We start from the raw sequence: 23207 nt of genomic DNA on the forward strand, positions 1-23207 counted from the left end.
CAACCACGTCCCTCCCTCCCGGCCCGGCCGTCCGGCGCCGACCAGCATCCCGAAAGGCATCATGTCGCTCCCGCCGTCCGTCCCTCCCCCGCACCGCCCCGGCCCCGTCCTCTTCCTGCTGGCCGGTGCGCAGTTCCTCGTCGTACTCAACACCTCCATCGTGAACGTCGCCCTGCCCGCCATCGGCCAGGACCTCCGTCTGGCACCGACAGGCCTGGCCTGGGTCGTCAACGCCTACCTCATCGCCTTCGGGGCCCTGCTGCCCGTCGGTGGCCGCCTCACCGACCTGCTCGGGCACCGCACCGCCTTCCTGTCGGGTCTCCTCGTCTTCGCCTCTGGCTCCCTCGCCGCGAGCATCCCCTCGGAGGCCGGCCCGCTCATCGCGGCCCGTGCGGTCCAGGGAATCGGCGCGGCCCTGCTGTCACCGGCCGGCCTGGCGATCCTGCTGGCCCACTGGCCGCCGGGGCCCTGCCGCGGGAAGGCCCTGGGCATCTGGGGGGCGGCCTCCGCGGCGGGCGGAGCCGCGGGAGTCCTCCTCGGCGGGGTGCTCACCAGCACCCTGGGCTGGTGGGCCGTCTTCGCCGTCAGCGCCCTCCTGGCCCTGCCGGGAATCGCGGCCGCCCCTCCGCTCCTGGGCCGGGGCGAGCGGGTGCGCACCACCCGCCTCGACGCACCCGGCGCGCTCGTCGTGACGGCCGGCCTCACGCTCCTCGTCTACGGCCTGGGCGCCAAGGACGAGATGCCGTGGCCGGACTTCGTCCTCCCGGCGGCCGGGTCGCTCCTGCTCCTGACGCTCGTGCCGATCGAGCGACGCGTGAGGGATCCCCTGCTGCCCCCGGCGCTGCTGCGCAACCGCCCGGTCGTGACGGGCAACCTCCTGATGCTGCTGCTCGGAGCGGTCTGGGTCGCCACCTTCTTCTTCCTTCCGCTCTACCAGCAGAAGGTCCTCGGCTACTCGCCCCTCGAAGCAGGCCTGACGCAAGTCCCGCTGGCCGCGGCCCTCATGGCGGCGTCCTGGGGCGCGGGACGGCTGCGGGGCACGCTCCTGCCCGGTCTCCTCGTGCTCACGGCCGGCCTGCTGTGGCTGGCCCGGCTGCCGGTCGACGGAGCCTTCCTCACCGACCTGCTCGGACCGTCCGTACTGATCGGCTCCGGCCTCGGCCTCGCCTTCGTACCCCTGACCGCGCTGGGCGTCGCGGAGGTGGATCCACGGCACGCCGGCATCGCAGGCGGACTGATCAACACCTCCCGGCAGATGGGCGGCGCCCTCGGACTCGCGATCCTCACCACCCTCGCGAACCCCGCTGCCGACCGGGTCACGCCCGGACCCTCGTCCCTGGCACACGGCTACCGCCGCGCTCTCGTCGCAGCGGCCCTCATCGCCCTGCTCGCCTCCGCCGGAACCGGCATCCACCTGCTGCGCGGCCGACGCCGTGCGACGGTGACGCCGCCGGCTCCCGCCGGGAAGTCCCCCGTAGGCCGCCAAGGCTGACACCCCGGTGTTGCCACCGACTCCGACCATGCCCACCTTTGGAGAAGCCGACGGGCGCCGACCGCAGCGCGGCCGTCGTCGCCTCACACCAGACCGTGCACGCATCGCCGGTGACAATCGGCCGCACACCGAAGCCGACGCCGTAGCCGAGCCGACGCCGGTGCGCCGCCCCGTCCGGGGCCGGCCCGCCCACGGCCTCACCGGCACGCACGTCCGGGAGTTCGAGGAGACCGACGCGGGAAGTAGTCATGCGGGGGGGGTGGCTCCTTCGTCGGCGGTGAGGTGGGCGGTGATGCGCTGCTGGTTCTGGACCAGGCGCAGGCACAGGTGGCGGAGCCGCTGGAGTTCGGTGTCGGGGCCAGCGGACAGGCGAGTGGGGCGGCGAGGCGAGCAGGGCGGCGAGGGCGGCGCAGGTCCACCAGGCGGCCTGCCAGGTGGACGCCGTCTGCATGGGGACGACGAGCAGACCGGACATCAGCGGGCCGTGCCGGTACGGCGGGAGCCCGCCTCCGCAGCGGGAGTGGGTCACCGGCCCGCGCCCGCCCATGACCGGACAGCTCGGCCTCACAGGTACGCCGGACGCCCCATCCACCAGTTGCCCGTGGCGTCGGGGTCCGGACTGGACCAGAACTCGATGACCGCGGTGGTGAACTCGGCAGCTGACAGCACACCGTCGCCGTCGGTGTCGAGGTGGCCGAACGCCTCGGCCGCCGACTCCTCGGAGAGTCGAGGGAAGTGCCCCCGCTGGAAGGCGAGGAACTCGTCGGGGCTGATCCGGCCGTCCTGGTCGATGTCGGCGATTGCCAGGTAGGTTTCGGCGAGCTTGCCGAGGGTGGCCCTGGCGGCCTCGGGATTCTCGGCCAGCGTACGGGTCGAGGCGACGAACTGTTCCTTGGGGATTCCCTGCATGCCGGTCGGGACGAACGGCAGGTGCACTTCACGCCAGATCGCCAGGTAGGCCTCGACGATCCGCTCCGTCTCCGGAGAACCCTCGGCATGACCGAGGGACGACGCCATCCGACGCCCCATCTCCACATGGTCGCTCTCCGTGAGGACGCCGTTGCCGCTCACATCGAGCTGGTCGAAGCCCTGCTCGATCTTCGCTGTCAGAAAGTCCTGGTCAGCCAATGCCGCCACCCCTCACACGTACCCGAAGCCAAGAGACAGGACGGCCAAGCCCCCCTGCCCCGTCGACCGTACGTCCCGGTGGCCGGCAGCGGCGCCACTTGCGCGCATTCGTACACCTACGTGTCACCGGGCGTGCCGGCGCCGGGCGGACTCCGCCGCGGGGCCGGGTGGGCGGTGTGACGGGAAAGCCCGAGTACTTGCCGACGCGAGAACGGTGTCCGGCGGCAACGGGCCGGGCATGCAACGAGTGGTCGAGCCGGTGGGCGTGAGGGGGGCAACCGATGATGTCGAAGGTCGGAGCCGGGGCGCTGTTCCTGTTCTGCTACGTCGATGCCCTCACGGTTCTCGCGATCGGCGACTGGGTCTCGGATGTCGGACCTCCTCTGCTCTATGGCAGCCCGGCCGCTTTCCTCGCCGGGTTCTTCAGCCCTGCTGTGCATGCCGCCTACCTGCGGTACGAGAAGCGCGGCACGGACCGATAGGCAGGGGCCGGGCCGGGCGGATTGGCTGCCGGAAGATCATCCCGAGAGGCTGTTCTCTGGGCCGGCGCCACGGCGAGTTGGCCCATGCGCACCGATCCTGGGGGGAGCGGGGGTCTCGACGACTACTTCACTGCCGACGATCAGGGCGCGGACCGCCGGCGCAGCACGGCCTCCGTCCAGCGCACGCCCAGAGGGGTGCGTCCACCGGGCACGGTCCCGTGCCGGGCACGCCTGCCCAGGCCCGGCGACATGCGCCGGCTCGGGTTCGCGCCGATCCCGGGAACGAGCGCACGGCCGGCCATGCCCAGGAGAGCGGGAAGCAGCCCCAGCGCCAGTACGACGGCGGAGGTGACGGCGCCCGCGAATGCCAGCCCCATGGAGGTAAGCATGGGGACGCCGGCGACCGACAGCCCGGCGAGGGCGATGACGACGGTGGCGCGGCGAAGACCACGGCGCTTCCCGCGGTGGCGTTGGCCCTGGCGACGGGCTCCACCACGGGCATGCCGGTGGCCAGTTGGGCCCGGTGTCGCGAGACGATGAACAGGGCGTAGTCGATACCGACGGCGAAGCCCAGCATCATCGCCAGGGTGGGTGCGTTGTCGCTCACCCCGAGCATCGAGGCAGCGCCCATCATCGCGGCCATCGTGCCGACGACACCGAGGACGGCGGTCAGCATCGGCAGGCCGGCGTCGACCAGCGAGCCGGACGTGACCACGAGGATGACCAGCGCCACCCTCAGGCCCACCAGCTCGGTGGGCCCGATGGGCGCGGTCGACTCGGCGAAGGCGTCACCGCCGTGCTGACGTGAGTCGTTGAGCACGTGCTTGTGCCGGTCGCGGACGGCTGCCTTCGCTCAAGATCGTCTGCCGGCGGATTCCCACCACATCGCGAAGCAGCCCGAGGTCGAGGTCGACGTCGCCCGCCCGGCAGCGGACCAAGACGTGCCGCGGCGTGGCAGGCAGCGGTCCGATCTGAGCCTGTCAGGCATCGCCGTCAGCCACGCATACTGCTCGGAAGCGCGAAGATGATGAGCCAAACGGATTCGGGGGGGGCGGATGCGGCCACAGGACGTTCTCGGGCATCGTTACGAACTCGCGAAATTACTGGGGAGTGGCGGGTTTGGCCAGGTTTGGCAGGCCTTCGACACCAGGGTGAAACGTCAGGTGGCAGTCAAGATCGGCCATCCGCAGTCGGCCGAAGAAGCGCGACGTTTCGCAATGGAGGCCCAGCTCGCGGGTAACCTCACCCACCCGAACATCGCAGCCTTGTACGACTATGGCGAGACCCTGCACGAGGGTCGAGCTCTCGTCTATCTGGTGATGGAACTGGTCTCGGGCGAGACCCTTGCCGAAGTCCTCAGCCGCGGCGTTCCTCCGCTTGCGTCCTCCCTTTCCTGGGCGAAGGACATCTGTGCAGCGCTGGGCGCCGCACACGTCAAGGGAGTGGTGCATCGGGACATCAAACCGGCCAACGTGATCATCATGGATCGCGGAAGAGGCACGGCGAAGGTCCTCGACTTCGGTATCGCCAAGCACCAGGCGGACACGGGCATCACCGCCGATGGACAGGTCATCGGCTCCTGGTTGTACATGGCGCCGGAACGATGGGACAGCGCTGCCGCGGTCGACGGACGCGCCGACCTGTACGCCCTGGGTTGCGTCCTGATGGAGATGTTGACGGGACAACTCCCCTTCACCGGACGGGGAGCCCACGAACTGTTCGCCCAGCATGCCGCCGGCGCACCGCCCCGCCCCAGTTCGTTGCGGCCGGGGTTGCCCGAGACGGCGGACCGTCTGGTCATGGACCTGCTGGCCAAAGATCCCGTTCAGCGACCGGCAAGCGCCCAGCGGGTGGCAGACCGTCTGGCGGACATCCTCGGGCACGCCCGGTATCCGACCTTCGGCCGCACGACGCCCGCCCACGACAACCCGAGCCCGCCCCTGGGCCACACCCCGACGCTCCAGCAGACCGAGGGCGATCCCGTACACGAACCCGACCCTGTACGCGTGGCCCTGGAACGACGGCTCGACCGCGTCCTGGCCCACTACGCCAACAGCGACGAGGCAGAGTTCGCACGGATGCTCGATCTGCTGATCCACGACCTCGACGAGGCACTCGGAGCGGATGATCCCCTGTCCGTCGAGGCGGGCTATCAGCGCGCTATGCACTCCTGGCAGTCGGCACACGACCAGGGCGGTCTGGAGAACATGCTGCCGCGGCTGATCCGGGTGCTGGGCCTACAGCATCGCCGCACCATTGATGTCCGAGCCGTCCTGACCGGAAACACCGCGGCTCGCGGGCACATCGATGGCAGACGGTACCTCCCCGAACTCAGAGAGATCATCGCGCAGGCCACCCGAGTACTGGGTGCCCGCGATCCCATCACATTGACCGCCCGACTGGACCTCGCCGAAGCCCTGGACCGCGAATACGACGCGTACGGTCGGCCCTTGCCGAGGCACGGACCACGCGACGACGCGCAGGCGGCCCGCCGCCGTGTCCTGCTGGAACCACTCCTGCCCGACCTCGAGCAAGGGCTGGGCGACGACTCTCGCGTCGTCGAGGTGAGGCTGCGGCTGGCCCTCGACACCTACCAGCTCGGCGACTACCGCGCGGCTCTTCCCTTGTACGAACAGCTGTTGCCCACCAGTCCCGCAGCCCTGGCGAGGAGCGACGTACGCCTGCGGATCCAACACGCACACTGTGTAGCCGAAGCCGGAGAGCCCGAACGCGCGTTGTTACTACTGGAAACACTGCTCACTACGGTCAGGAACAGGCCTGGCAACGAGCACCAAAGGCAGGCGGCGACGGCACTCGCCCTGCGCACAGCACTCAAGAAGCAGATCCGGCAGAACAGACGGGCCGGCAACCGCACCTGGTTTCACCTGTGAGCTTGTCTGCCTTCCCGGAAGACCACGATCCTGAAGTCGCTGATCAAAGGATTGGTGTGTCGGGGTTCTGATGCCACAGGCAGGACGCTCTCAAAGAGTCGACGCACGCTCAGTCACCGCCGATCGTGACAGCCTTCGCCCGCGTACAACCCTCCGGTCCGAACGGAAGTCTCATGGAACGGCGCCAGCGGGATCACGCGTCGATTCGATGTCCTCAGGAGGAACATTTGATGTCCGCAAGCACGACCCGTCGGGGTGTCTCGGCCGCGATCACCACTGTCCTTGCTGTCACGCTCGGTGCGGGCGCCCTGTCCGTCCCGGCCACCGCCGCCCCCCTGCCCACCGCCGTGACGGCCGAGACCGGGACGAAGACGGCACCCGTCACGTACCCGGTGAACGGGTACTTCAGCGCAGCCGGAAAAACCGGATTCCTGACCAGCGCGCGGCCCGTCAGCCGCCGCGCGCACACATGGACCCGGTTCGCGGACGGGTCGACCACCACGATCGGCGCCGCTGTGGTCGAATCCACCGGATCGGACGTGGTCGTACTCGGGGAAGGGCCGTCCCTCCGTCGTTCCCCGGTCGTGAAACTCCGCGACATGGCCGTCGGCGGCAGGACCGTCTCGATCGGCCTCGGCCCGCTGAACGGCGTCTATGTGAAGGCCGTTTCCAAGGACACGGTCCTGGCGGAGGTGACGAAGGCGGACGGCTCCATGGAGCTGCACCTCGTCACCCGCACCGACGACACCATCACGCAGCGCAAGATCGAAGGCTTGCCGTCCGGGGCTTTGGGCATCGCCTCCACTTCGCCCCATGACGGCTCGGTCCTGGTCTCCTACGCCCTGCGGACCGAGACGTCGCAGCGGCACGAGTTCGCCGTGGTGGACCTCGCCGCCGCCAAGGTGGTCTTCACCCACAGGACCGACGCGCGCTACACCAGCGGACGCTCGTTCTCCGCCACGCATCTGGTCTGGGCGGAGGATGCGGGCAGGGTCCACACCGTGGACCGTGCCACCGGCGTCGAGACCGTGACCGACTTCGGCCTCTATGAGGGCGAGAGCATGGCCGTCGGCCTGCTGGGTGCGTGGCAGATGTACGGGACCCCGGGGACCCTGGAGGGAGACGGCAGGGGTGACTCGCGACCGCTGGTGCCCTTCACGGCGAAGTCCCTGGCCTCGGGCGAGACGGTCAAGCTCGTCGACTACGTCACCAGCGTCGAGCCCGGCCCCGACAACACGCTGTTCGTGCGCGGTGGCACCGTCGAGCACGGCGACGGGCTCTACCGGATCTCCCTCGGCGCGGACGGCAGGCCGGCCGCCGAGCTGGTCGCCTCCACCGGGAAGCCGGTGCAGCTCCTCTACCTTGGTGCGCAGATTCCGCACACCTTCGACCTCACCTCCCCGATACCGCTCAAGTGGAAGCTCTCCCGGGACAACGTCGACGTCGACCTGAAGATCACCCACCGCGGCACCGGCAAGTCCTTTACGAAGAGGCTGTACATCTACCGCGAGTCCGCCGGCAGCCCCTACTTGTACAGCGACGGGTTCATCGGCATCACGTGGAAGGACATCGCGGCCGAATCCCAGATGGGCAAGGACGCCGAGGCCGGGGAGTACGACTGGTCGTTCACGGCCCATCCGCAGAACGGTGTCGGTCCGGCCGTGGAGGCCTCCGGCAGCTTCACGGCCGCCAAGGGCCTCTCCTCCCCGCACGACGTCAACTGGAACGGCACCCCCGACCTGCTGGCCCGAGATGCCCAGGGCGTGCTGTGGCGGGCCGACACCACGTACGACACCACCAAGAAGACCCTCGTGGCGTCGAACTACAGGCCTGACCGGGTCGGTGGCGGCTGGCAGGTCTACGACCGGATCGAGACCATCGGCGGCATCGGCACCGGTTCCGCCGACTTCATCGCCCGGGACAAGAGCGGCGTCCTGTGGCTGTACGACGTGACCGGCAACGGCTACGGGGCGTCGTTCGCGGCCCGCAAGCAGATCGGCGGCGGCTGGAACACGTACACCCAGATCACCGGCGGCAGCGACCTGAACGGCGACGGCCGGGCCGACCTGGTCGCCACCGACAAGGCAGGTGCCCTGTGGCTCTACAAGAACACCGGCAACCTCAACGCCCCCTTCGCCAAGCGGCAGAAGATCGGCAACGGCGGCTGGGGCGTCTACACCCAGATCACCGCCACCGGCAACATCGGCGGTGCCGCTGCCGGTGACCTCGTCGCCCGCGACAAGAACGGCGTGCTCTGGCTCTACCTCGGCAAGGGCGACGGCACCTTCGCCGCCCGCCAGAAGATCGGTGGTGGCTGGAACGCGTACACCGACACCATCGGCACCGGCGACGCCAACAACGACGGCCGCCCCGACCTGTTCGCGTACGGCCCGGGCAACACCGGTTACTTCTACGCCGGAACCGGCGACTACAGGAAACCCTTCGCCGTCCGGGTCTCCAGCCCGGTCCTGACCGGAGACCCCGCGTACAACCACGTCTCCTGACCCACCCAGCGCCACACACCAGGGAGTCGAGCCGCTTGCGCGACCGGCGGGGCGGAGCCGAAGGCTCGGTCGTCGCGCAGCAGGGCCCAAGAACGCTCGTCGGCGGGCCAGACCAATGACGGCCTGGACGTGTTTGCAGCCCTCGCCGGGCTTCTTGAGGTAGAAGACCCGGTTCGGTCCCTCGCGGATGGTGCTGGTCTGCGCGGACGCAGAGAACGGAGGCCAGGTGGCCGGCGTCCGCGTAGGAGGTCAGGTAGCCCGCGGCGACGACGAACTCGGCGCCGAGTTCGGGCCCATGCCGGGCAGGGACTCGATGATCTCCGCCTGCGGATGGCCGCGGAACGTCTCGCGGATCTGCTTGTCCATCTGCCTGAGCCGGTCGTCCAGCGCCAGGATCTGTGCCGCCAGGTCAGCCACGATCCGGGCGGCGATGTCCTCGCCGGGCAACGTGGTGCGCTGGGCCTGGCAGCCTTCCAGCGCGGTAGCGGCGACTGTTCCGGCGCTGCGCACGCTGCGGTTGGCCGACCACGTCGTGAGCCTGACTCGGCCGCGCCAGTGGATCGCTGCCGGGGTCTGGCAGCCGGCCGGCAACACCGGGGTACCCTCACTGGCCGGCCATCGATGCGTCTTCCCTGATCGGAAGTTGCACCGGACGACCTACAGTCCCAGCGCTCTACGGGCTCGCGGGTCGGGGGCGTGGGTCGGGTCGGGGGGCGAGTACGACTTGGGCTCCGATGAGTGTGGGCTCGGGCAGGCTGCGGTGTTCGGCCCATTCGAGCAGGTAGTCGGAGATGGGCGCGGGCCCTGTGCGACGAGTCGCTCGGTCCTACTGAGCACGGGTTCGCAGAGCGGCATGGCGGGGTGCCGGCGGGTCGGTCCCGTGCCGGTCGGGGCAGCCCCAGCGGTGAGACGGCGGGTCCAAGGGCCTGCTTGACAAGGGGGCTGACTCCACCCTCGGGACACCGGCCAGCAGGATTCCCGTCCGGTCCGGGGCATCCTACCGTCGGCACTGCCGGCAGCCACTTCCGTGCTCTGCCGCGTGTCCCAGCATCCCGCGGAAGGGAAGCGAGCCATGCCCGAACACACTCGACGTACCGTCCTGCGCACCGCTGCCGTCGGCGCGACCACGGCCGGGGCGGCCGGTCCTCTGCGTGCGTCCGCCGCCCCTGCCCGAACCGCAGGGACGGGGGCGGACGGAGCGCCGCCGTCGCAGGCTGACATCGTCCTCGAACCCGGCGACCCCCGCTATGAGGCCCTCGCCGCCCGCGGCTACAACAGGCGCTTCAGCGGCCACCCCCGGCGCATCCACCTTCCCACCACGACCGCCCAAGTCGTCCACGCGGTGCAGGAGGCCGTACGCCGACGCCAGCACGTCGTGGCCCGCAGCGGCGGTCACGGCTTCGAGGACTTCGTGGACAACGACAGCGTCCGCGTCGTCGTGGACCTTTCCCGAATGACGGCCGTCCGGTACGACGACGACCGCGAGGCCTTCATGGTCGAGGCGGGCAGCGGGCTCGGCGCGGCGTACCGGGACCTGTACGTCGGCTGGGGTGTGACCCTGCCCGCCGGATGGTGCACCGATGTGGGACTGGGCGGTCACGTCCCGGGCGGGGGTTACGGCACGCTGTGCCGTCTGCACGGTCTGTCCGTCGACCGCCTGTACGCGGTGGAGGCGGTCGTCGTGGACGGGGCCGGGCGGGCTCGTGCGGTGGTCGCCACACGTGAGGAGGACGATCCGAACCGCGACCTGTGGTGGGCCCACACCGGCGGCGGGGGCGGCAGCTTCGGCGTCGTCACCCGCTTCTGGTTCCGGGACCTGCCGGAACCGCCCCCCTCCGTGCTCTCCTTTCACGCCGAGTGGCCCTGGAAGGACCTGGACCGCGACACCTTCACCCGGCTCGTCGGCGCCTACGGCACCTGGGTGGAGCGCAACTCCGCACCCGGGGCCCGCGCCGCCCGCCTGTACAGCGAGCTGCTCCTGAACCGTGAGGCCACCGGCCGCATCGTCCTCTTCGGACAGGTGGCGGACACCGGGCCCTCCGCGCGCCGCATCCTCGACGACCAGCTCGCGGCGCTCGGCGCCGGTGTCGGGGCCAAGCCCTTCGTCCAGACCCACACGATGTCCTGGCTGACCGCGGCATCGGTCATCGGCAGCCCCGACGTTCCCGGCCCGCTGTACCGCATGGCGGTGAAATCCGCGTACGCCGACCGTGCTCTGTCACGACACCAGGTGCAGGCCATCCACCACCACCTCACCAGGACCGACTACGCGTACCCCGCCGGAATCGTCAGCCTCAACACCTATGGCGGCCGGGTCAACGCGGTGCCGTCCCACGCCACAGCCGTAGCCCACCGCGATTCCGTGCTCAAGGTCATGTTCCTGACCGGCTGGGAGCAGGCCGCCGAGGACGAGCGGCACCGGGGATTCCTCCGCGAGCTCTACCGGGACGTGTACGCGGACACCGGGGGCGTGCCCGCGCGCACGGGTGCCTTCATCAACTACGCCGACGCCGATCTGGCAGACCCCCGCCACAACACCTCGGGCACGCCGTGGCACGCGCTCTACCACGGCGCCAACTACGCCGCTCTCCAGCGGGCGAAGGACCGCTGGGATCCTCGGGACGTCTTCCACCACCGGCTGTCGGTGCGCCCCAGCAGGTCAGGACTTGGGCGGCCCTGACCCCGGACGAGTCAGCGTCCGAGACCGTCCGGCGGACCGGAGGGCTGCTGCAGTCGACGCGGTCCGCCAGGCCGTCCGCGAGGTCCTTGCCCCCGAGGTTCTCGCTCCCGTCCTCGCCCAGCTCACCGCCCCAGACAGCAACAGCGACGGCCCGGCCAGTAACCACACGTTCACGGCGGTCGGAGAGGCGGCCGCAGACCGAGGGGTGGAAGGCCCGGTCAACGGAGTCGACACCCTCGCCCTCGTCGACAACCTCGCCCTCGACGTCAGCGGAGCGGACCAGTGCTCGGCCACGCCGTCACGCACACGCCGCGCCCTCCGGTTCCGGGTCAACTGACTCCGGCCAGTGATCGTGTCCTCCTACGGTGGGACACCCATATCACCATCGCGATCAGGACTCCCGCACAGACGGCACCGATGGGGATGAACACCAACCGGTGCAAGGGAGCAGGCGACGCATACGCCCACGTGTCCCCCGCGAAGACCGTGTCGCCCACGGACACCCCGTTCTTGCCCGTGGTGATGTCACCGACGCCGGTGCGGCCGTCCGTGAACGCCCACGACCCGCTACAGCTGGACGGCGGCAGCGCCGGCCCACCGCCTTCCACACACCGCGTCACACTGCGCATCGTGGCAGACTCACCCGCCATCAGTTTCTGCGCATTGCCGACGATCCACACCACGATCCACGTGGCCAGCGCAGCGGGCAGGAACAGCGCCGCCACGAGGATTCCCATCGGCCTCGACTCGGTCGACGCCTCGTCCCGGGGCTGTGCGATGTCCTCTAACACAATCACCCCTTGTCGCCGAAGCGTTGGCATGTGTATACCCCGGTGCCCCGCGCGGACACCTCCGAGTCCGAAGAGGCTGCACCCGCTCCGGCTCCTCCAGTGGCCACGACCGGCGGGAAGTCGGGACCGCCGCTGTGGGAGCTCCTCCTCGGCGTTCTCCGCAAGACGCCCGGGCAGCCGTGGGTGGTGCGTGAGGTCAGCGAGCACTCGCGAAGGACCATCCCGACCGGGCGACGCCCACCCAGCCGGTCCGCAACTGCCTGGAGACCCTCGTCAAGAAGAACGTCGCCGAGAAGTCGCGTCAGCAAGGGAACGCGATGTACACCGCCTACGCCGACGCAGTCACGGCGCACCACCCGACACGGACAACCCCGCGGATGGCAAGACCGAACAGGCGGCCGAGAAGGTGCCGGCGGAGGTCCAGCGTCTGTGTCCGCCCGCCCGGGCTCCGGACGGGCGTGGTGCGCAAGTGGTGCGTCGACGCCACGTGGACGGTTCGGGCTGGAGCCCGGGACGCCGAGCGGCGAAGACAATCTCCACGGAGGGGCCCGGCGCCATGCGTGTTCCTTCTTCGGTGGGCCGCGCCAACGATTCCGTGTCCTTGCAGCGCTGTACATGTCTGCCACCAGCGGGCGGTCGCCGCTTGGGCGGCACTCCATGGCCGTGGCGAAGTCGATTTGCGATCGCGGTAGTTGGTCCAAGGAGGCCGAACTGTGTGTGAAGCTTTCCCCATGACACACCCTCGTGAAGCAGTCAGGGCCAGGCTTCAGACCGATCGCCCGCACTCCGCCCGTGTCTGGAACTACCTGCTGGGAGGCAAGGACAACTACCCCGTCGACAGCGAGGCCGGTGAGGTCATCCTGAAGACCTTCCCGGAGTTCGCCGCCGTCGCACGGCTGCAGCGACGGTTTCTCTCGCGCGCCGTGCGCTTCCTCGCGGGCGAGGCCGGTGTCCGCCAGTTCCTCGACATCGGCACCGGACTGCCCACCGCAGACAACACCCATGAACTGGCCCAGCGCATCGCGCCGGAGAGCCGCATCGTGTACGTCGACAACGACCCCCTCGTCCTGGTGCACGCGCAGGCGCTGCTCACCAGCAGCGCCGAGGGCGCCTGCGCCTACGTCGACGCCGATGTGAGGGACCCGGCACGGATCCTGGCCGAGGCCGCCAAGACCCTGGACCTCAGCCGCCCGGTCGCCCTGACCATGCTGGGCATCATGGGGCAGATCTCCGACGCCGAACGCCCCGCCGACCTGGTAAACGCGCTGATGTCGGCCCTGCCTCCGGGCAGCTACCTGGCCCTGAGCGACGGCACGGACACAAACGAAGCACTCAACACGGCAGTCAGGGTCTACAACGGACAGTCGGCCAACACCTACCACCTGCGGTCGCCGCAGGAGATCGCCTCCTTCTTCACCGGTCTGGATCTGGTGGAGCCGGGGGCCGTGTCCACGGCCACCTGGCGCCCGGACGCCGAGCAGTCCGAGGAGGACACCGCCGACGTCTCCTTCTGCGGCGTCGCGGTCAAGAAATGACCCTCCCTGCCGGTCGGTACGCCCGCGGAGGCACCCGTAGCGCCGCCGGAAAGCGTGGCTGAAGTGGCAGGGGCCGGAGCAGCCGGACGCCTCGGCCACCTGGGCGACCGGCAGCGCCGTGCTCCGCAACAGCCGCGCGGCGTGCCACGGGCGCGCCTCCCGGTGGCGGCGGAGAGATCGTGGCGTACATGCCGTGGCAGTCGATCGACCCGATCCGGACCGGCGACGGCTACTACCCCCAGCCGCACGGTCAGGTAGCGGCGAAACCACCGCGCGGGGGCGGCGGATCGTCCCTGGTGCCGTACTGCCGCTCGCCCTCCCGCTGCTCCGCTACGGCGGAGCGCCGGCCGGTCGCGTCGGGAGCCGCTCAGGGGCGGGGCTCCAGCACCTCCAGGGTGCCGGTCTCGGTGTCGTAGCTGCGCAAGGTGGTGAGCCGGACCGACAGCGGCGGAGCCGGCAGCAGTTCGGGGACGCGCCGGCCGGCGAAGGCACCTGCCCGCCGGGTACGGCCGAGGGTGATGTGCGGGCTCCAGCGCCCAGGTTCATGAAACGGGCTGAGGGTCCCGGGCGGGCTGTCCGAGGCCACCGCCTCCCACACCCGGCGGTGCAAGCCGGCCAGCGCGAAGTCGCAGTCCAGCGCCCAGGCCAGCACCGAGGTGGGCCGCTCGAAGCGGACCACGCCGGTGAACCGCACCGGCAGCGGCAGGACGGCGGCCACCTCCGCGAGCTCCCAGCGGATCGGGGCGGTCAGCTCCGGACAGGCGGCCAGGGTCAGGTGCGGCCTGTTGGTCGGTGAACGGTGACGCGCCTGACTGGGCAGCCCCGCGTCCGCGAGCCGCCGCCAGGCCTCCCGAACCGCCAGTTCCGCCGCCTCGTCCAACAGAAGCTCGACCGTACGCACCGCCGCAGCCTACCGGCGAGGCCAGGACGAACGGGAAGTTCCCCCTGAGCGACGGCGCGAGACAGGTTCGCCCGCTGCACCACTCCTGTGAGCCGTGCCCGGTAACCTTCGCTGCCGCGCCCGGCAACCGAGCCACGACCGCGGCGGTGCAGCGCGCCAGGGCCACGACGAAGGAACCGGAGACCGCGGCACCGGAGAACGGTGACGCGCCCGGCAGAGAAGATGAAGGGGTATCGCGACCGGATGGCCGCGGTCCTCGACAGGTTCAGGGAGAATCTCGACCGGATCGGCACCTTCGTCAAGGGCATCCAGACCCGGACCCGGACACCTGGGCGGAGCCCCTGAACGACCCGGCGACGAGCGCTGCCTGGATCAAGGAGATCGCGGAGCTGCTGGCCTCGGGGTGACCGGGAGAACCGCCGCGGCACGGTCCCCGCGGCACCTGGGAACGCGTCGGGGGGCGGCCGCCCGACGCACTCCCGACGGGGCGGCTCTCCCGTAGGCCGAGCGAACCGTTCCGGCGGCGTCACGACGCAGGGGCTTCAGCCGAACTCTCCGCCCTTCCGGACGGGACGACCGACCTGCCGCGCCTGCCGGACGGCACGCTGCTCCTCTTCGCCAACCTCGACCTGGAAGCCTGGCCCTCGGGCGGCGCCGTGTACGTCCCGGCCGGGGTCCCTGTGGAGGAGCGGGCGTCATCCCCCAGCTGAGACGTCTATGAGTACGATTCCTCGGAGGAGCTGGATTCCCTGCGTCGCGGCGTCGGCACACTGCGGCTCGTGCCCGGTGTGTCGTTGCCGTCCACGCCGCACGACGACGAGAGGCTCGCCAGCATGCCCATGCGGACATGCATGCCCATGCGGAAACGCTGCGGGGCGTTCGGTCCGACGCGTCCGAAGGCGGCGCAGAGTGGCAGACCGGCAGCCACGCCGCCAACTGGCAGCCATGGACGCTTGAGCAGGACAGGAACATCCGCGCCATGGCGAAGGAAATTCGCACGGTGCGGGGCTGAACCGGCCGGGTGGGAACGGGTGGCGTCGCCGCGTGATGCCGTCGTGGAGTGCCCGATCGTCCGGTGCGGTCTACCCTCTGACCTCTGTCATGGCCCGCGCCCAGCTGCTATCAGGGACGTTCGACCGCTTCGTACGAGAGGGAAACATGCACGCTCACGGCAACGAGTCCGACCACGGCCGCCGGCCAACTGCGAAGTCCGCGGAGCGCGTCACACCGCAGTTACCCCCGCTCGAGACGCTTCAGGGCAGCGCGGGCAATGCGGCAGTCACCGAGATGATCAGTCGGGCCGGAGACTCAAGGTCTGTACAGCGCACCGCCGCACGCCCGCTCGCCTCTGCGCGCGCAACGGGACGTCGTGGGGCTCCGCGGATGCCCCCGCCACGCACGAGGCGGAAAACGTCGAGCAAGGCCGCGGCCAACAAGCTTTTCGCCAAGCAGGTCATGGAAAAGCTCAAAGCCGAGGGGTGGACGGCCGACGGCTCCCATGAGGTGTGGGCACGGATGAAGTTTCACAAGGTAGGGCCGCACGATGCGGCGCCACCGAAAAAGTACAAATCCGGAGACGCGGGCTACAAGGACAATCCCGGGAACACCATTGCCCCCGCATCTTTCGCGGATAAGCGTGACAAGCAGGCAATGCGCTGGGTTTCGACCGCGGTGATGGAGTACCTGAAGCTTCTCGGCAAGAACGCGATCGAGATCCAGGCCGCCGTCCATGAGGGAACCCTCTACTTATCGGCGAACAGCAAGGACGCGCTGGGCACTCTCCAGTCGCAAGCGAACGGCAAGACGGGTAAGGCATTCCTCACCGAGGTCACCGCCAAGGTCCGGGAAAAGGACGGCTTCGACGACAGGAGTGTGGACGACAGGCTCGCCAGGCACACGAGGAAGACGGACGAGCGCCTGATCGGTGCCACCGGAAGCGAGGGGAACTACAGCAACGTCATCGATGCCCTGGGGAAGCCGGTGATGGTTGTCGTAGACGGAGGGGACGGGTTTCACGCCGAACGCAGGATCGTTGGTCACCTTACGAAACAGGCCGAGGGCAAAGCCGAGAAGGACGCCAAGACGGCGGGCACGCCTTATACGCCTGGAAGCATCCCCCAGGTCGTGCCGGACAGTCTGGCGGGAACTAAGCGCCCGTGCGTCTCATGCTACCTGAAACTGTTCCAGGGAAAGGAAGGGATCAACCCCGGCCCGCACTGGATGTCGTCAGCCGCCAACCAGGAGATGCCCGGGTACGACGACAAGGACATCGCCCGGTTCGTCAAGTATCTGACCGACGGAATCTCGAATACGTACGCCACCCTGGTGTGGGAGTGCGATGACGCGAATCACGAAATCACCTTCACTGGGAAGGTCACCACCGAGTACGGGTCGGATTCCAACACGGACGAGGAAGGGGACACCCTCACCGTGCCACCATCAGAGGTGCCCACGGTGGGCGAGGACGCCGGGTAGGGACGGTGCCGGCCCTGGCTGACCTGGCCTCGGGGGCAGGCCACCTCCTGCCTGTGGACGAAGTCGATGCGGAAGTCATCCGGTCGAAGCCTTCGTTCCGGCGGTGCTGAGGGTGGTGTTGCCCGGCAGCGGCCCGGTGACGGTGACCGGGTGTTCGCGCTCGGCTCGTTCCACGTGGCCAGGACCCGAACGAAGCACCTCAGATGCCGTGCACGCGGGATCACCATGACACGACTGCTCGAGCTCGTCGGCGCCATCGCCGTGGCCACCGAGCAGGAGAATGACGGCCGGCCGAGGCCGACCTACTGCTGTCGATCACCATCGACGGCGTACGCGAGCACTGCCCCCGGCTCACCGACCCGACGGCGCGGGCAGGCCGCGAACAGCCTCGCGGGCGATGACGGAGGAACCCTGAGGAGCTCGATGTGGTCGCCGAACTGCCTGACGTGATCGGCCGGGCAGCCGTGGCCGGGACCGCCTGGGCGGAGGTCGGCGGTTCCGGTCAGGGCCTTCGCTCTTCCGGGACCCGGACGCCGTCGAAGACGACGAGGGGTGGGGGCGGCGCACCACGTCTTCGGGGCACGAGCTCAAGCGGGCGGCGTGACCGGGGGCCACACGCCACTCATACCCGAATACCCGACAAAGGCGGTGCGGAGAATGTCGGGTGATCGGGGCCGGGGTCGCCGCACGATGGGGGCATGGACGACATGACCTTGGTATCCCGTTTCCTCCGCGACGGCTTCGTGAAGTTGGAGGGCGCCGTCGCGCCGCGCGTGGCCGCGGACTGCGCGCGGCTGTTGTGGCGGGAGACGGGCTGCGACCCGGACGACGCGTCGACGTGGACGAAGCCCGTGCACTGGGTGGGCGGCATGGCGCAGGGACCGTTCGCCGCCGCACCCAACTCCCCGTTCCTGCAGCACGCGTACGACCTGCTCGTCGGTGCGGGACGCTGGGAGCCGCGTTACTCGCTGGGCACGTTCCCGCTGCGCTTCCCGCACGAGGAGGAGCCGGACGACGCGGGCTGGCACATCGAGGGGAGCTATCTGCCGGAGGGCGAGAGCTGGTACTTCACGAATCTGCGCTCCCAGGGGCGGGCGCTGCTGATGCTGTTCCTGTTCAGCGAGGTCGGTGAGGAGGACGCCCCGACCCGCATCCGGGTCGGCTCACACCTCGACGTGCCGAGGGTGCTGGAGAAGTACGGGGAGGACGGGGCCAGCGGGCTGACGCTCGCGCCCGATCTGGTGGCGGCGTCCGACCACCGGCCGCTCGCCCTTGCCACCGGGTCCCCGGGCGACGTCTTCCTGTGCCATCCGTTCCTGGTGCACGCGGCGCAACCGCACCACGGGGTGCGGCCGCGCTTCATGGCCCAGCCGCCGCTGATGCCGGCCGCGCCGCACGAACTGGAGCGGGCCGACGGCGCGTACTCGCCTGTGGAGATCGCGATCCGCCGGGGCCTGGGACGGGATACCCCCGGCCCGAACGGGGACGGCACCGACCACAGCGCCGGGTAGCGGCTGAGCCAGGCCATGGAGCACATCGAGTGCCATCTCGACCAAGCCGTCGAGGTGGAGAAGCTGGCACGCATCGCGGCCACCTGGAGCACCACCTGCGCCGGTTGACAACTCCGCCAGCAACTGGCCGCGCCGGGATCCGTCGTCCGCCTTCTTCCCACTCAGCCGCAACCACCGGAACGGTGACCGCACACGTACTCCGACACGCCACTTCGGCGGCTTTGCCGAGGCGGCCGACGCGGTTGGTCTCGGCTACTTCGGGTCGCGGTTGAACCGCGCCGTCGACCAGCGGTAGCCGAGCGCGATCAGGGCGGCGCACCAGGCGATGGCGATCCAGCCGTTGTTGCCGATCTCGGTGCCGAGGAGAAGGCCGCGGAGGGTTTCGATGGCGGGGGTGAAGGGCTGGTACTCGGTGGTCGGCTGGAACCAGTCCGGCATCGTTCCGGCCGGGATGAACGCACTGGTGAGGAGCGGCAGGAGGGTCAGCGGCAGGGCCGCCCGCCGACGTGCAGGTCTCCGGCGTCGCCGGTGAGGAGCGTGGACAAGACCTTGACGGCGGTGGTCTTGCCGGCGCCGTTCGGGCCGAGCAGCGCGAACACAGACCCGGCGGCGTCCACGCCCCGCTGATCTGCCTCGGCACCCCGACTACGGCGGCTCACGCCACCTGGGCTCCCAGCAGGCGGGACCCGCCGCCGTGGTGCGGTGGTTCCACTCCCTGCGGTAGACGGACCATCCGCCGGGTGCTCCGCCATCGGCGGAGTGGTCGGTACAGGCCCTGGCGACCAGCTCATCGACGAGCTGGTGACCGGGCCTGGGCCGAGGACCTGCGGCTGGCCCGCGAGGGCGGGCTGCCGCAGCAGCTGACCGAGCGGCGCCGGACGCCTCAAGCCCGCCTGCACCGCGTCCTCGGAAGAGGCCGCCCTGGAGCGGTTCGCCGAGTTCGCCAACGCCCCGGGGGCCAGGAAGTAGCTCGGCGACGAGGCCAACGGAGCATCGGCCGACGGCGATCGGTGAACTGTCGGAGCATGGTGGGGGTGCTCGCATCACGCCGGGCCTCGCTCACCAGCGTGCGGACCGGACGCCTTCGAAAGTACCGGTGGCTTCCGATGTTGGGCGCAGGAACCGTGGACTGACAGTCGAACGTTCTACCGTCCCGCACGGACGGCCGCGGCGAGGGCCTCGCCGACGGACCGGGCTCCTGGAGCGTTGGGATGCAGCGGCGCGGCCGCATGAGTGGGGATCAGTCCCTCGGTATAACGGTCGTTGGGGGCGGCGCAGATGTCGTGTCCGATGCTCAGGGTGTAGGTGTCGACGAAGGCGGCACCGTGCTCTTCGGCCGCCTTCTTCAGTACCGTGCCGAGGTGGTTGAGCGCGGCTTGGAGGTAGTTGGCGTCCTGCTTCCAGAAGGGCTGGACGGGGTGGCAGCCGTCGGTGCGCAAGTAGTTGCCATAGCCGACGACGAAGACCTCGGCATGCGGTGCCCGTCGAGCGATGTCGTCCAGGACGGCGGCGAAGGCCGGTGCCCAGGCGTCGATGCGGGCCCGGACCTTGTCGGTGCCGCCGCCGGTGTTCTCTTCCGCGCAGCTGGTGCCGTAAGGCTGCGGCAGCAGGTTGACGCAGCCCAGCATCTCGTCGAAGAGGTCGGTGTCGTTGCCGCCGATGGTGACGCTGACGATGTCGGTGTCCGGTGTGAGAGCGTCGTACTGGGGCGCGGTTCCCCGGTGCTGGGCGGTGCTCAGATGGTCACTGGTGGCGCCGGAGCAGCTGACGTCGGTGAGTTTCGCACCGAGGGCCTTGGCCGCGATGTGGGGGTAGTCGGACAGGGAGCGCAGACATACCAGGTCGGCCGGATCGGTCGGCGGCACCAGCGGCGCGGCAACGTAGGAATCTCCGAGTGCGACGTACCGCAGTGGTTCGGCCGCGGCCGACGCGGACGTGCCTGATGCCGGGGCCCATATGGTCCCAGTGGCCAGAACGGTGGCCAGGGCTGTGCGCAGGGTCGTTTTCAAGGACGCCTCCATTCGGCACATCTGCGGACGTGGTCCCGCTCTACCATGAGCTTGCTCGAGCAGGCGTGCTGCCGCACGGCGGTCTGCGGCTTCGCTGGGCCAAAGGGGTGATCTGCGACAAGACCGACCGGCTGGGGGATTCCCCCGGCGCCCGCGTTCCAGAACCGACCGCCAAGGACACTGCCACCACCCGGGAGCGGAACAGCGGCAGCGTCGGATGGGCGACCTTGGTCTGCGCAGCCAGGAAGGGCAAGGCCGCGGCCGCGGCACCGTCGTCGCTTCGTTGATGTCGACCGCCCACAGGGCGTCTCGGGGAGCGCGAGTACGTCTGCGACGAGCTCCCAGGGCCGGTGCGTCGTCGAGGACTCGGCGTGAGAAGAGACGTTCGGGCGGCCGGTTCCTCGAGCCATCCAACGGCGACGGCGACTGGCTCACGGCCATACCCGAAACACCGCGGTCCGCCGATCTTACGAGGGGTCGACCCGGACCCACGCTCGGAAGGGCGGGCGAAGCCGAGGCACGGTTCCTGAACCGCCTCGCGAACTGCCCCCCGTGTCGTATGCCCGAGCCGCGGCGACAGCGTGCTTCAGTGCCCCCATGCCCCACCCGGAACACGACCAGGAACAGGCCCGGTCCGTCGACCGCAAGGGCGGCCCCGGGCACACCGTTCTGCTCGCTCTCGCGCTCGCCGTTCCGGCGCTGAAGATCGCGTACACGGTCGGTGGGCGCGAGCACGTGCGGGACGTCATCGTCGGCATGGAGCCCGCCAACTGGCCCGACGTGCTGCTCGGCATGGTACTGACCGAGCCGTTGCTGGGGTGCGTCTTCGCGGTCGTCGTCTCTCGCGTCGTGTTCGCGCTGTTCGCGGCGCGCGGGGCCGTGCCCAAGAGGAGCGGATTCGTGCACACGCTGCGGCGGCTCGCACTGACCGTGGTCAATCCGCTGGCCGTCGGGGTGATCGCCGCCTGCTGCTACGGGGTGTGGTGGGGCCTTGGGACGGGGCTCCTGGCGTTCGCGCTGCGGGAAGGGGTCGTCGTCGAGTACCGGACCGGGCGGCGCGGGCGGCGGCACCACGACAGCGACTACGAGCCGCCGGGGTGGCTGCGGCGCGCGGCCCGCTACGAGCAGTGGGTCGCCGCGGCGCTGACCGTCGTGGTACTGCCGCTGCTCGCCGTCGGAGTGGCGGTCGACGGGCGGGCGTGGACGTCCGTCCTGGAGTGCCAGGTGCAGGACGGGACGGAGACGAGCGAACAGCGGATCATCGAGCTGGGCCGCAAGGGGAGCGGCGTCGTGGGCTGGAGCCTCGACCGGGAGGAGGTCGTCAACGGGGTCGGTTGCACCGAGACCGGGTCACTGCGCGTGCGTGCTGCGTGGTGGTCCGCAGGCGACTGACCTGATCTCCAACGTCCGACTCGAACGGTCCGTCGAACTTGATCACCCGGTTCGGTGACCGGCGGCGTACGCGGAAGCGGCCTTCGTCCGAGCATGTGCTCCGCGGTGCGGTGCCGTACGAGGACGGCCGGAGCGGTCGTACAGCCCTTGCCCGCCTTCGGCCCGCCGGTGTCGACCCACTTGTGGGCCGTGACGCGCGATGCGAAAGTGCCGTCTTGGGAGGACCAGGTTAGTTCCCTACGGTGACCTTGTCACCTTCATTCACCACGTACCCGGAGGGCCCCATGCCCGAGCTGCGACGCATCCCCGTCAACGGTGTCGAACTGAACGTCGCCCTCGCCGGATCCGGCCCGGCCGTCCTGCTGCTGCATGGCTTCCCGCACACCTGGGAGCTGTGGACGGAGGTCATGGCCGATCTGTCCGGCCGCTACCGCGTCATCGCACCGGACCTGCGCGGGTTCGGCGCGAGCAGCCGGGCCGTCTCCGGGTACGACGCGGGCACCCTGGCCGAGGACGCCGCGGAGCTTCTTACCGCGCTCGGCGTGTCCTCGGCCGCGGTGGTGGGCATCGACGCGGGCACCCCGCCGGCCTTCCTCCTCGCCCTGCGTCGCCCCGGTCTCGTCCGGCGCCTGGTCGTCATGGAGTCCTTGCTGGGCAGGCTGCCCGGCGCCGAGGACTTCCTCGTCGACGGGCCACCGTGGTGGTTCGGCTTCCACTCCGCCGCGCACGGCCTCGCCGAGACCGTGCTGGAGGGCCACGAGGTCGCTTACATCGACTGGTTCCTGCGCGCCGGCACCCTCGGCGACGGGGTGCCCCCCGCCGTCCGGGACGCCTTCGTCTGCGCATACACCGGTCGTCAGGCGTTGAGCTGCGCGTTCTCGTACTACCGGGCCCTGCCCGAGAGCTCGGTACAGATCGAGCAGGCAGTCACAGCTGCCCGCCTGACAGTTCCGACGATGGCGCTGGGCGCCCGGCCTGTCGGTGCTGCACTGGAACGCCAGCTCCGCCCGGTCACCGACGATCTCACCGGACACGTCATCGAAGACTGCGGCCACATCATCCCACTGCACCGGCCTCGCGCCCTGCTCACACTGCTGCTTCCGTTCCTGGCCGGTGAGGACGACAGAGCGGCCTGACCGGAGCGAGGGGCCGAGGACTACAAGGCGAGGCGTGCTGACACCGGGCCCTCCTCGGTTCGGTGATCCGGGCGCGGCGACGTGGTTCTGGCTCGCGTTGTGTGCCGGCATGTGCTCGACGACGGCGAGGACGCCAACCTCGGCAGGCTCAACGTGGGAGGCGTCGGCCAGCCGTATGAGCTTCGCTGTGCCCCGGGTCGCGTGCTCGCGGCTTGTCGGCCCACCGCTCGCCAGGTCGGCCAGGGCTTTCGCGATCTGCCGGCGCATGGGGGCGTACGCT

General features: G+C 70.0%; 18 protein-coding genes and 5 pseudogenes. 14 read left to right on the forward strand and 9 right to left on the reverse strand.

Annotated features, from left to right (window positions below; all coding sequences use genetic code 11):
- Positions 1-61 precede the first annotated feature (61 nt).
- Positions 62-1492, forward strand: a complete 1431-nt coding sequence (locus RM812_RS02170) for an MFS transporter (protein WP_311570647.1) — start codon at positions 62-64, stop codon at positions 1490-1492.
- A 564-nt stretch (positions 1493-2056) separates the two neighbouring features.
- Here RM812_RS02170 and RM812_RS02175 read toward each other — a convergent pair.
- Positions 2057-2620, reverse strand: coding sequence for an EF-hand domain-containing protein (locus RM812_RS02175; RefSeq protein WP_311570648.1), 564 nt, complete (start codon positions 2618-2620; stop codon positions 2057-2059).
- A gap of 281 nt (positions 2621-2901) precedes the next feature.
- Here RM812_RS02175 and RM812_RS02180 point away from each other — a divergent pair, with 281 nt between their 5' ends.
- Together RM812_RS02180 and RM812_RS02185 are read left to right on the forward strand one after the other, a co-directional pair.
- The gene (locus tag RM812_RS02180; RefSeq protein WP_311570649.1) at positions 2902-3102 is read left to right on the forward strand and encodes a hypothetical protein; all 201 of its coding nucleotides are present in this window, start codon (positions 2902-2904) and stop codon (positions 3100-3102) included.
- 37 nt (positions 3103-3139) lie between these two features.
- A pseudogene (locus tag RM812_RS02185) lies at positions 3140-3240 on the forward strand (dihydrofolate reductase family protein); the annotation flags it as partial.
- 2 nt (positions 3241-3242) lie between these two features.
- Here RM812_RS02185 and RM812_RS02190 read toward each other — a convergent pair.
- Positions 3243-3922 (reverse strand): annotated as a pseudogene (locus RM812_RS02190) (MMPL family transporter).
- A 235-nt stretch (positions 3923-4157) separates the two neighbouring features.
- On the opposite strand from RM812_RS02190, the gene RM812_RS02195 reads away from it, so the two are divergent.
- Positions 4158-5993 (forward strand): serine/threonine-protein kinase, encoded by a 1836-nt coding sequence (locus tag RM812_RS02195; RefSeq protein ID WP_311570650.1) that lies wholly within the window; start codon positions 4158-4160, stop codon positions 5991-5993.
- Positions 5994-6223: 230 nt separating this feature from the next.
- Entirely contained in the window at positions 6224-8497 is a 2274-nt protein-coding gene (locus RM812_RS02200) for an FG-GAP repeat domain-containing protein (RefSeq protein ID WP_311570651.1), read from the forward strand.
- A 29-nt stretch (positions 8498-8526) separates the two neighbouring features.
- Here the strand turns inward: RM812_RS02200 and RM812_RS43325 are convergent.
- Positions 8527-9115: pseudogene (locus RM812_RS43325) on the reverse strand (IS110 family transposase); the annotation flags it as partial.
- Between the two features lie 454 nt (positions 9116-9569).
- On the opposite strand from RM812_RS43325, the gene RM812_RS02210 reads away from it, so the two are divergent.
- Positions 9570-11177: an FAD-binding oxidoreductase gene (locus tag RM812_RS02210; RefSeq protein WP_311570652.1), complete on the forward strand. Its 1608-nt coding sequence runs from the start codon at positions 9570-9572 to the stop codon at positions 11175-11177.
- A complete protein-coding gene (locus RM812_RS02215; RefSeq protein ID WP_311570653.1) occupies positions 11164-11514 on the forward strand; it encodes a hypothetical protein in 351 nt (116 codons plus the stop codon). Before RM812_RS02210 ends, RM812_RS02215 begins: the two co-directional genes overlap by 14 nt.
- Here the strand turns inward: RM812_RS02215 and RM812_RS02220 are convergent.
- A complete protein-coding gene (locus tag RM812_RS02220; RefSeq protein ID WP_311570654.1) occupies positions 11507-11968 on the reverse strand; it encodes a hypothetical protein in 462 nt (153 codons plus the stop codon). The two genes, RM812_RS02215 and RM812_RS02220, sit on opposite strands and share 8 nt — an antisense overlap.
- A gap of 731 nt (positions 11969-12699) precedes the next feature.
- Here RM812_RS02220 and RM812_RS02225 point away from each other — a divergent pair.
- Positions 12700-13503, forward strand: a complete 804-nt coding sequence (locus RM812_RS02225; RefSeq protein WP_311570655.1) for an SAM-dependent methyltransferase — start codon at positions 12700-12702, stop codon at positions 13501-13503.
- Positions 13504-13584: 81 nt separating this feature from the next.
- On the opposite strand, the pseudogene RM812_RS02230 reads toward RM812_RS02225, so the two are convergent.
- Positions 13585-13773, reverse strand: a pseudogene (locus RM812_RS02230) (hypothetical protein); the annotation flags it as partial.
- A gap of 97 nt (positions 13774-13870) precedes the next feature.
- Complete coding sequence (locus RM812_RS02235; RefSeq protein ID WP_311570656.1) at positions 13871-14404, reverse strand: 2'-5' RNA ligase family protein; 534 nt, start codon at positions 14402-14404, stop codon at positions 13871-13873.
- A gap of 201 nt (positions 14405-14605) precedes the next feature.
- On the opposite strand from RM812_RS02235, the gene RM812_RS02240 reads away from it, so the two are divergent.
- From RM812_RS02240 to RM812_RS02255, 4 genes are all read left to right on the forward strand, one after another.
- Entirely contained in the window at positions 14606-14749 is a 144-nt protein-coding gene (locus RM812_RS02240) for a hypothetical protein (RefSeq protein ID WP_311570657.1), read from the forward strand.
- 502 nt (positions 14750-15251) lie between these two features.
- A complete protein-coding gene (locus tag RM812_RS02245; RefSeq protein ID WP_311570658.1) occupies positions 15252-15416 on the forward strand; it encodes a hypothetical protein in 165 nt (54 codons plus the stop codon).
- A 443-nt stretch (positions 15417-15859) separates the two neighbouring features.
- On the forward strand, positions 15860-16879 hold the full coding sequence (locus tag RM812_RS02250; protein ID WP_311570659.1) for a hypothetical protein: 1020 nt from the start codon (positions 15860-15862) through the stop codon (positions 16877-16879).
- Positions 16880-17577: 698 nt separating this feature from the next.
- Positions 17578-18390 (forward strand): phytanoyl-CoA dioxygenase family protein, encoded by an 813-nt coding sequence (locus RM812_RS02255; protein ID WP_311570660.1) that lies wholly within the window; start codon positions 17578-17580, stop codon positions 18388-18390.
- 252 nt (positions 18391-18642) lie between these two features.
- Here RM812_RS02255 and RM812_RS02265 read toward each other — a convergent pair.
- The 3 genes and pseudogenes from RM812_RS02265 to RM812_RS02275 form a co-directional block, all read right to left on the reverse strand.
- Positions 18643-18885, reverse strand: a pseudogene (locus RM812_RS02265) (ABC transporter permease); the annotation flags it as partial.
- Positions 18873-19181, reverse strand: coding sequence for an ATP-binding cassette domain-containing protein (locus RM812_RS43000; RefSeq protein ID WP_394816418.1), 309 nt, complete (start codon positions 19179-19181; stop codon positions 18873-18875). The pseudogene RM812_RS02265 and the gene RM812_RS43000, both read right to left, overlap by 13 nt.
- A gap of 354 nt (positions 19182-19535) precedes the next feature.
- The gene (locus RM812_RS02275; RefSeq protein WP_311570661.1) at positions 19536-20399 is read right to left on the reverse strand and encodes an SGNH/GDSL hydrolase family protein; all 864 of its coding nucleotides are present in this window, start codon (positions 20397-20399) and stop codon (positions 19536-19538) included.
- Between the two features lie 597 nt (positions 20400-20996).
- On the opposite strand from RM812_RS02275, the gene RM812_RS02280 reads away from it, so the two are divergent.
- Both RM812_RS02280 and RM812_RS02290 read left to right on the forward strand, forming a co-directional pair.
- The gene (locus RM812_RS02280; protein WP_311570662.1) at positions 20997-21791 is read left to right on the forward strand and encodes a hypothetical protein; all 795 of its coding nucleotides are present in this window, start codon (positions 20997-20999) and stop codon (positions 21789-21791) included.
- Positions 21792-22075: 284 nt separating this feature from the next.
- On the forward strand, positions 22076-22927 hold the full coding sequence (locus RM812_RS02290) for an alpha/beta hydrolase (protein WP_311570663.1): 852 nt from the start codon (positions 22076-22078) through the stop codon (positions 22925-22927).
- Positions 22928-23207 lie beyond the last annotated feature (280 nt).

Source organism: Streptomyces lancefieldiae (genome assembly GCF_031845825.1).
Taxonomy (GTDB): Bacteria; Actinomycetota; Actinomycetes; order Streptomycetales; family Streptomycetaceae; genus Streptomyces; species Streptomyces lancefieldiae.

Excerpts from the sequence above, each read along its gene's own strand:
- RM812_RS43000 (WP_394816418.1), bottom strand. The coding sequence starts at position 19,181 with ATGAGCTGGTCGCCAGGGCCTGTACCGACCACTCCGCCGATGGCGGAG.
- RM812_RS02170 (WP_311570647.1), top strand. The coding sequence starts at position 62 with ATGTCGCTCCCGCCGTCCGTCCCTCCCCCGCACCGCCCCGGCCCCGTC.
- RM812_RS02255 (WP_311570660.1), top strand. The coding sequence starts at position 17,578 with ATGGACGACATGACCTTGGTATCCCGTTTCCTCCGCGACGGCTTCGTG.
- RM812_RS02290 (WP_311570663.1), top strand. The coding sequence starts at position 22,076 with ATGCCCGAGCTGCGACGCATCCCCGTCAACGGTGTCGAACTGAACGTC.
- RM812_RS02245 (WP_311570658.1), top strand. The coding sequence starts at position 15,252 with ATGCATGCCCATGCGGAAACGCTGCGGGGCGTTCGGTCCGACGCGTCC.
- RM812_RS02225 (WP_311570655.1), top strand. The coding sequence starts at position 12,700 with ATGACACACCCTCGTGAAGCAGTCAGGGCCAGGCTTCAGACCGATCGC.
- RM812_RS02200 (WP_311570651.1), top strand. The coding sequence starts at position 6,224 with ATGTCCGCAAGCACGACCCGTCGGGGTGTCTCGGCCGCGATCACCACT.
- RM812_RS02180 (WP_311570649.1), top strand. The coding sequence starts at position 2,902 with ATGATGTCGAAGGTCGGAGCCGGGGCGCTGTTCCTGTTCTGCTACGTC.
- RM812_RS02280 (WP_311570662.1), top strand. The coding sequence starts at position 20,997 with ATGCCCCACCCGGAACACGACCAGGAACAGGCCCGGTCCGTCGACCGC.
- RM812_RS02195 (WP_311570650.1), top strand. The coding sequence starts at position 4,158 with ATGCGGCCACAGGACGTTCTCGGGCATCGTTACGAACTCGCGAAATTA.
- RM812_RS02210 (WP_311570652.1), top strand. The coding sequence starts at position 9,570 with ATGCCCGAACACACTCGACGTACCGTCCTGCGCACCGCTGCCGTCGGC.
- RM812_RS02250 (WP_311570659.1), top strand. The coding sequence starts at position 15,860 with ATGGAAAAGCTCAAAGCCGAGGGGTGGACGGCCGACGGCTCCCATGAG.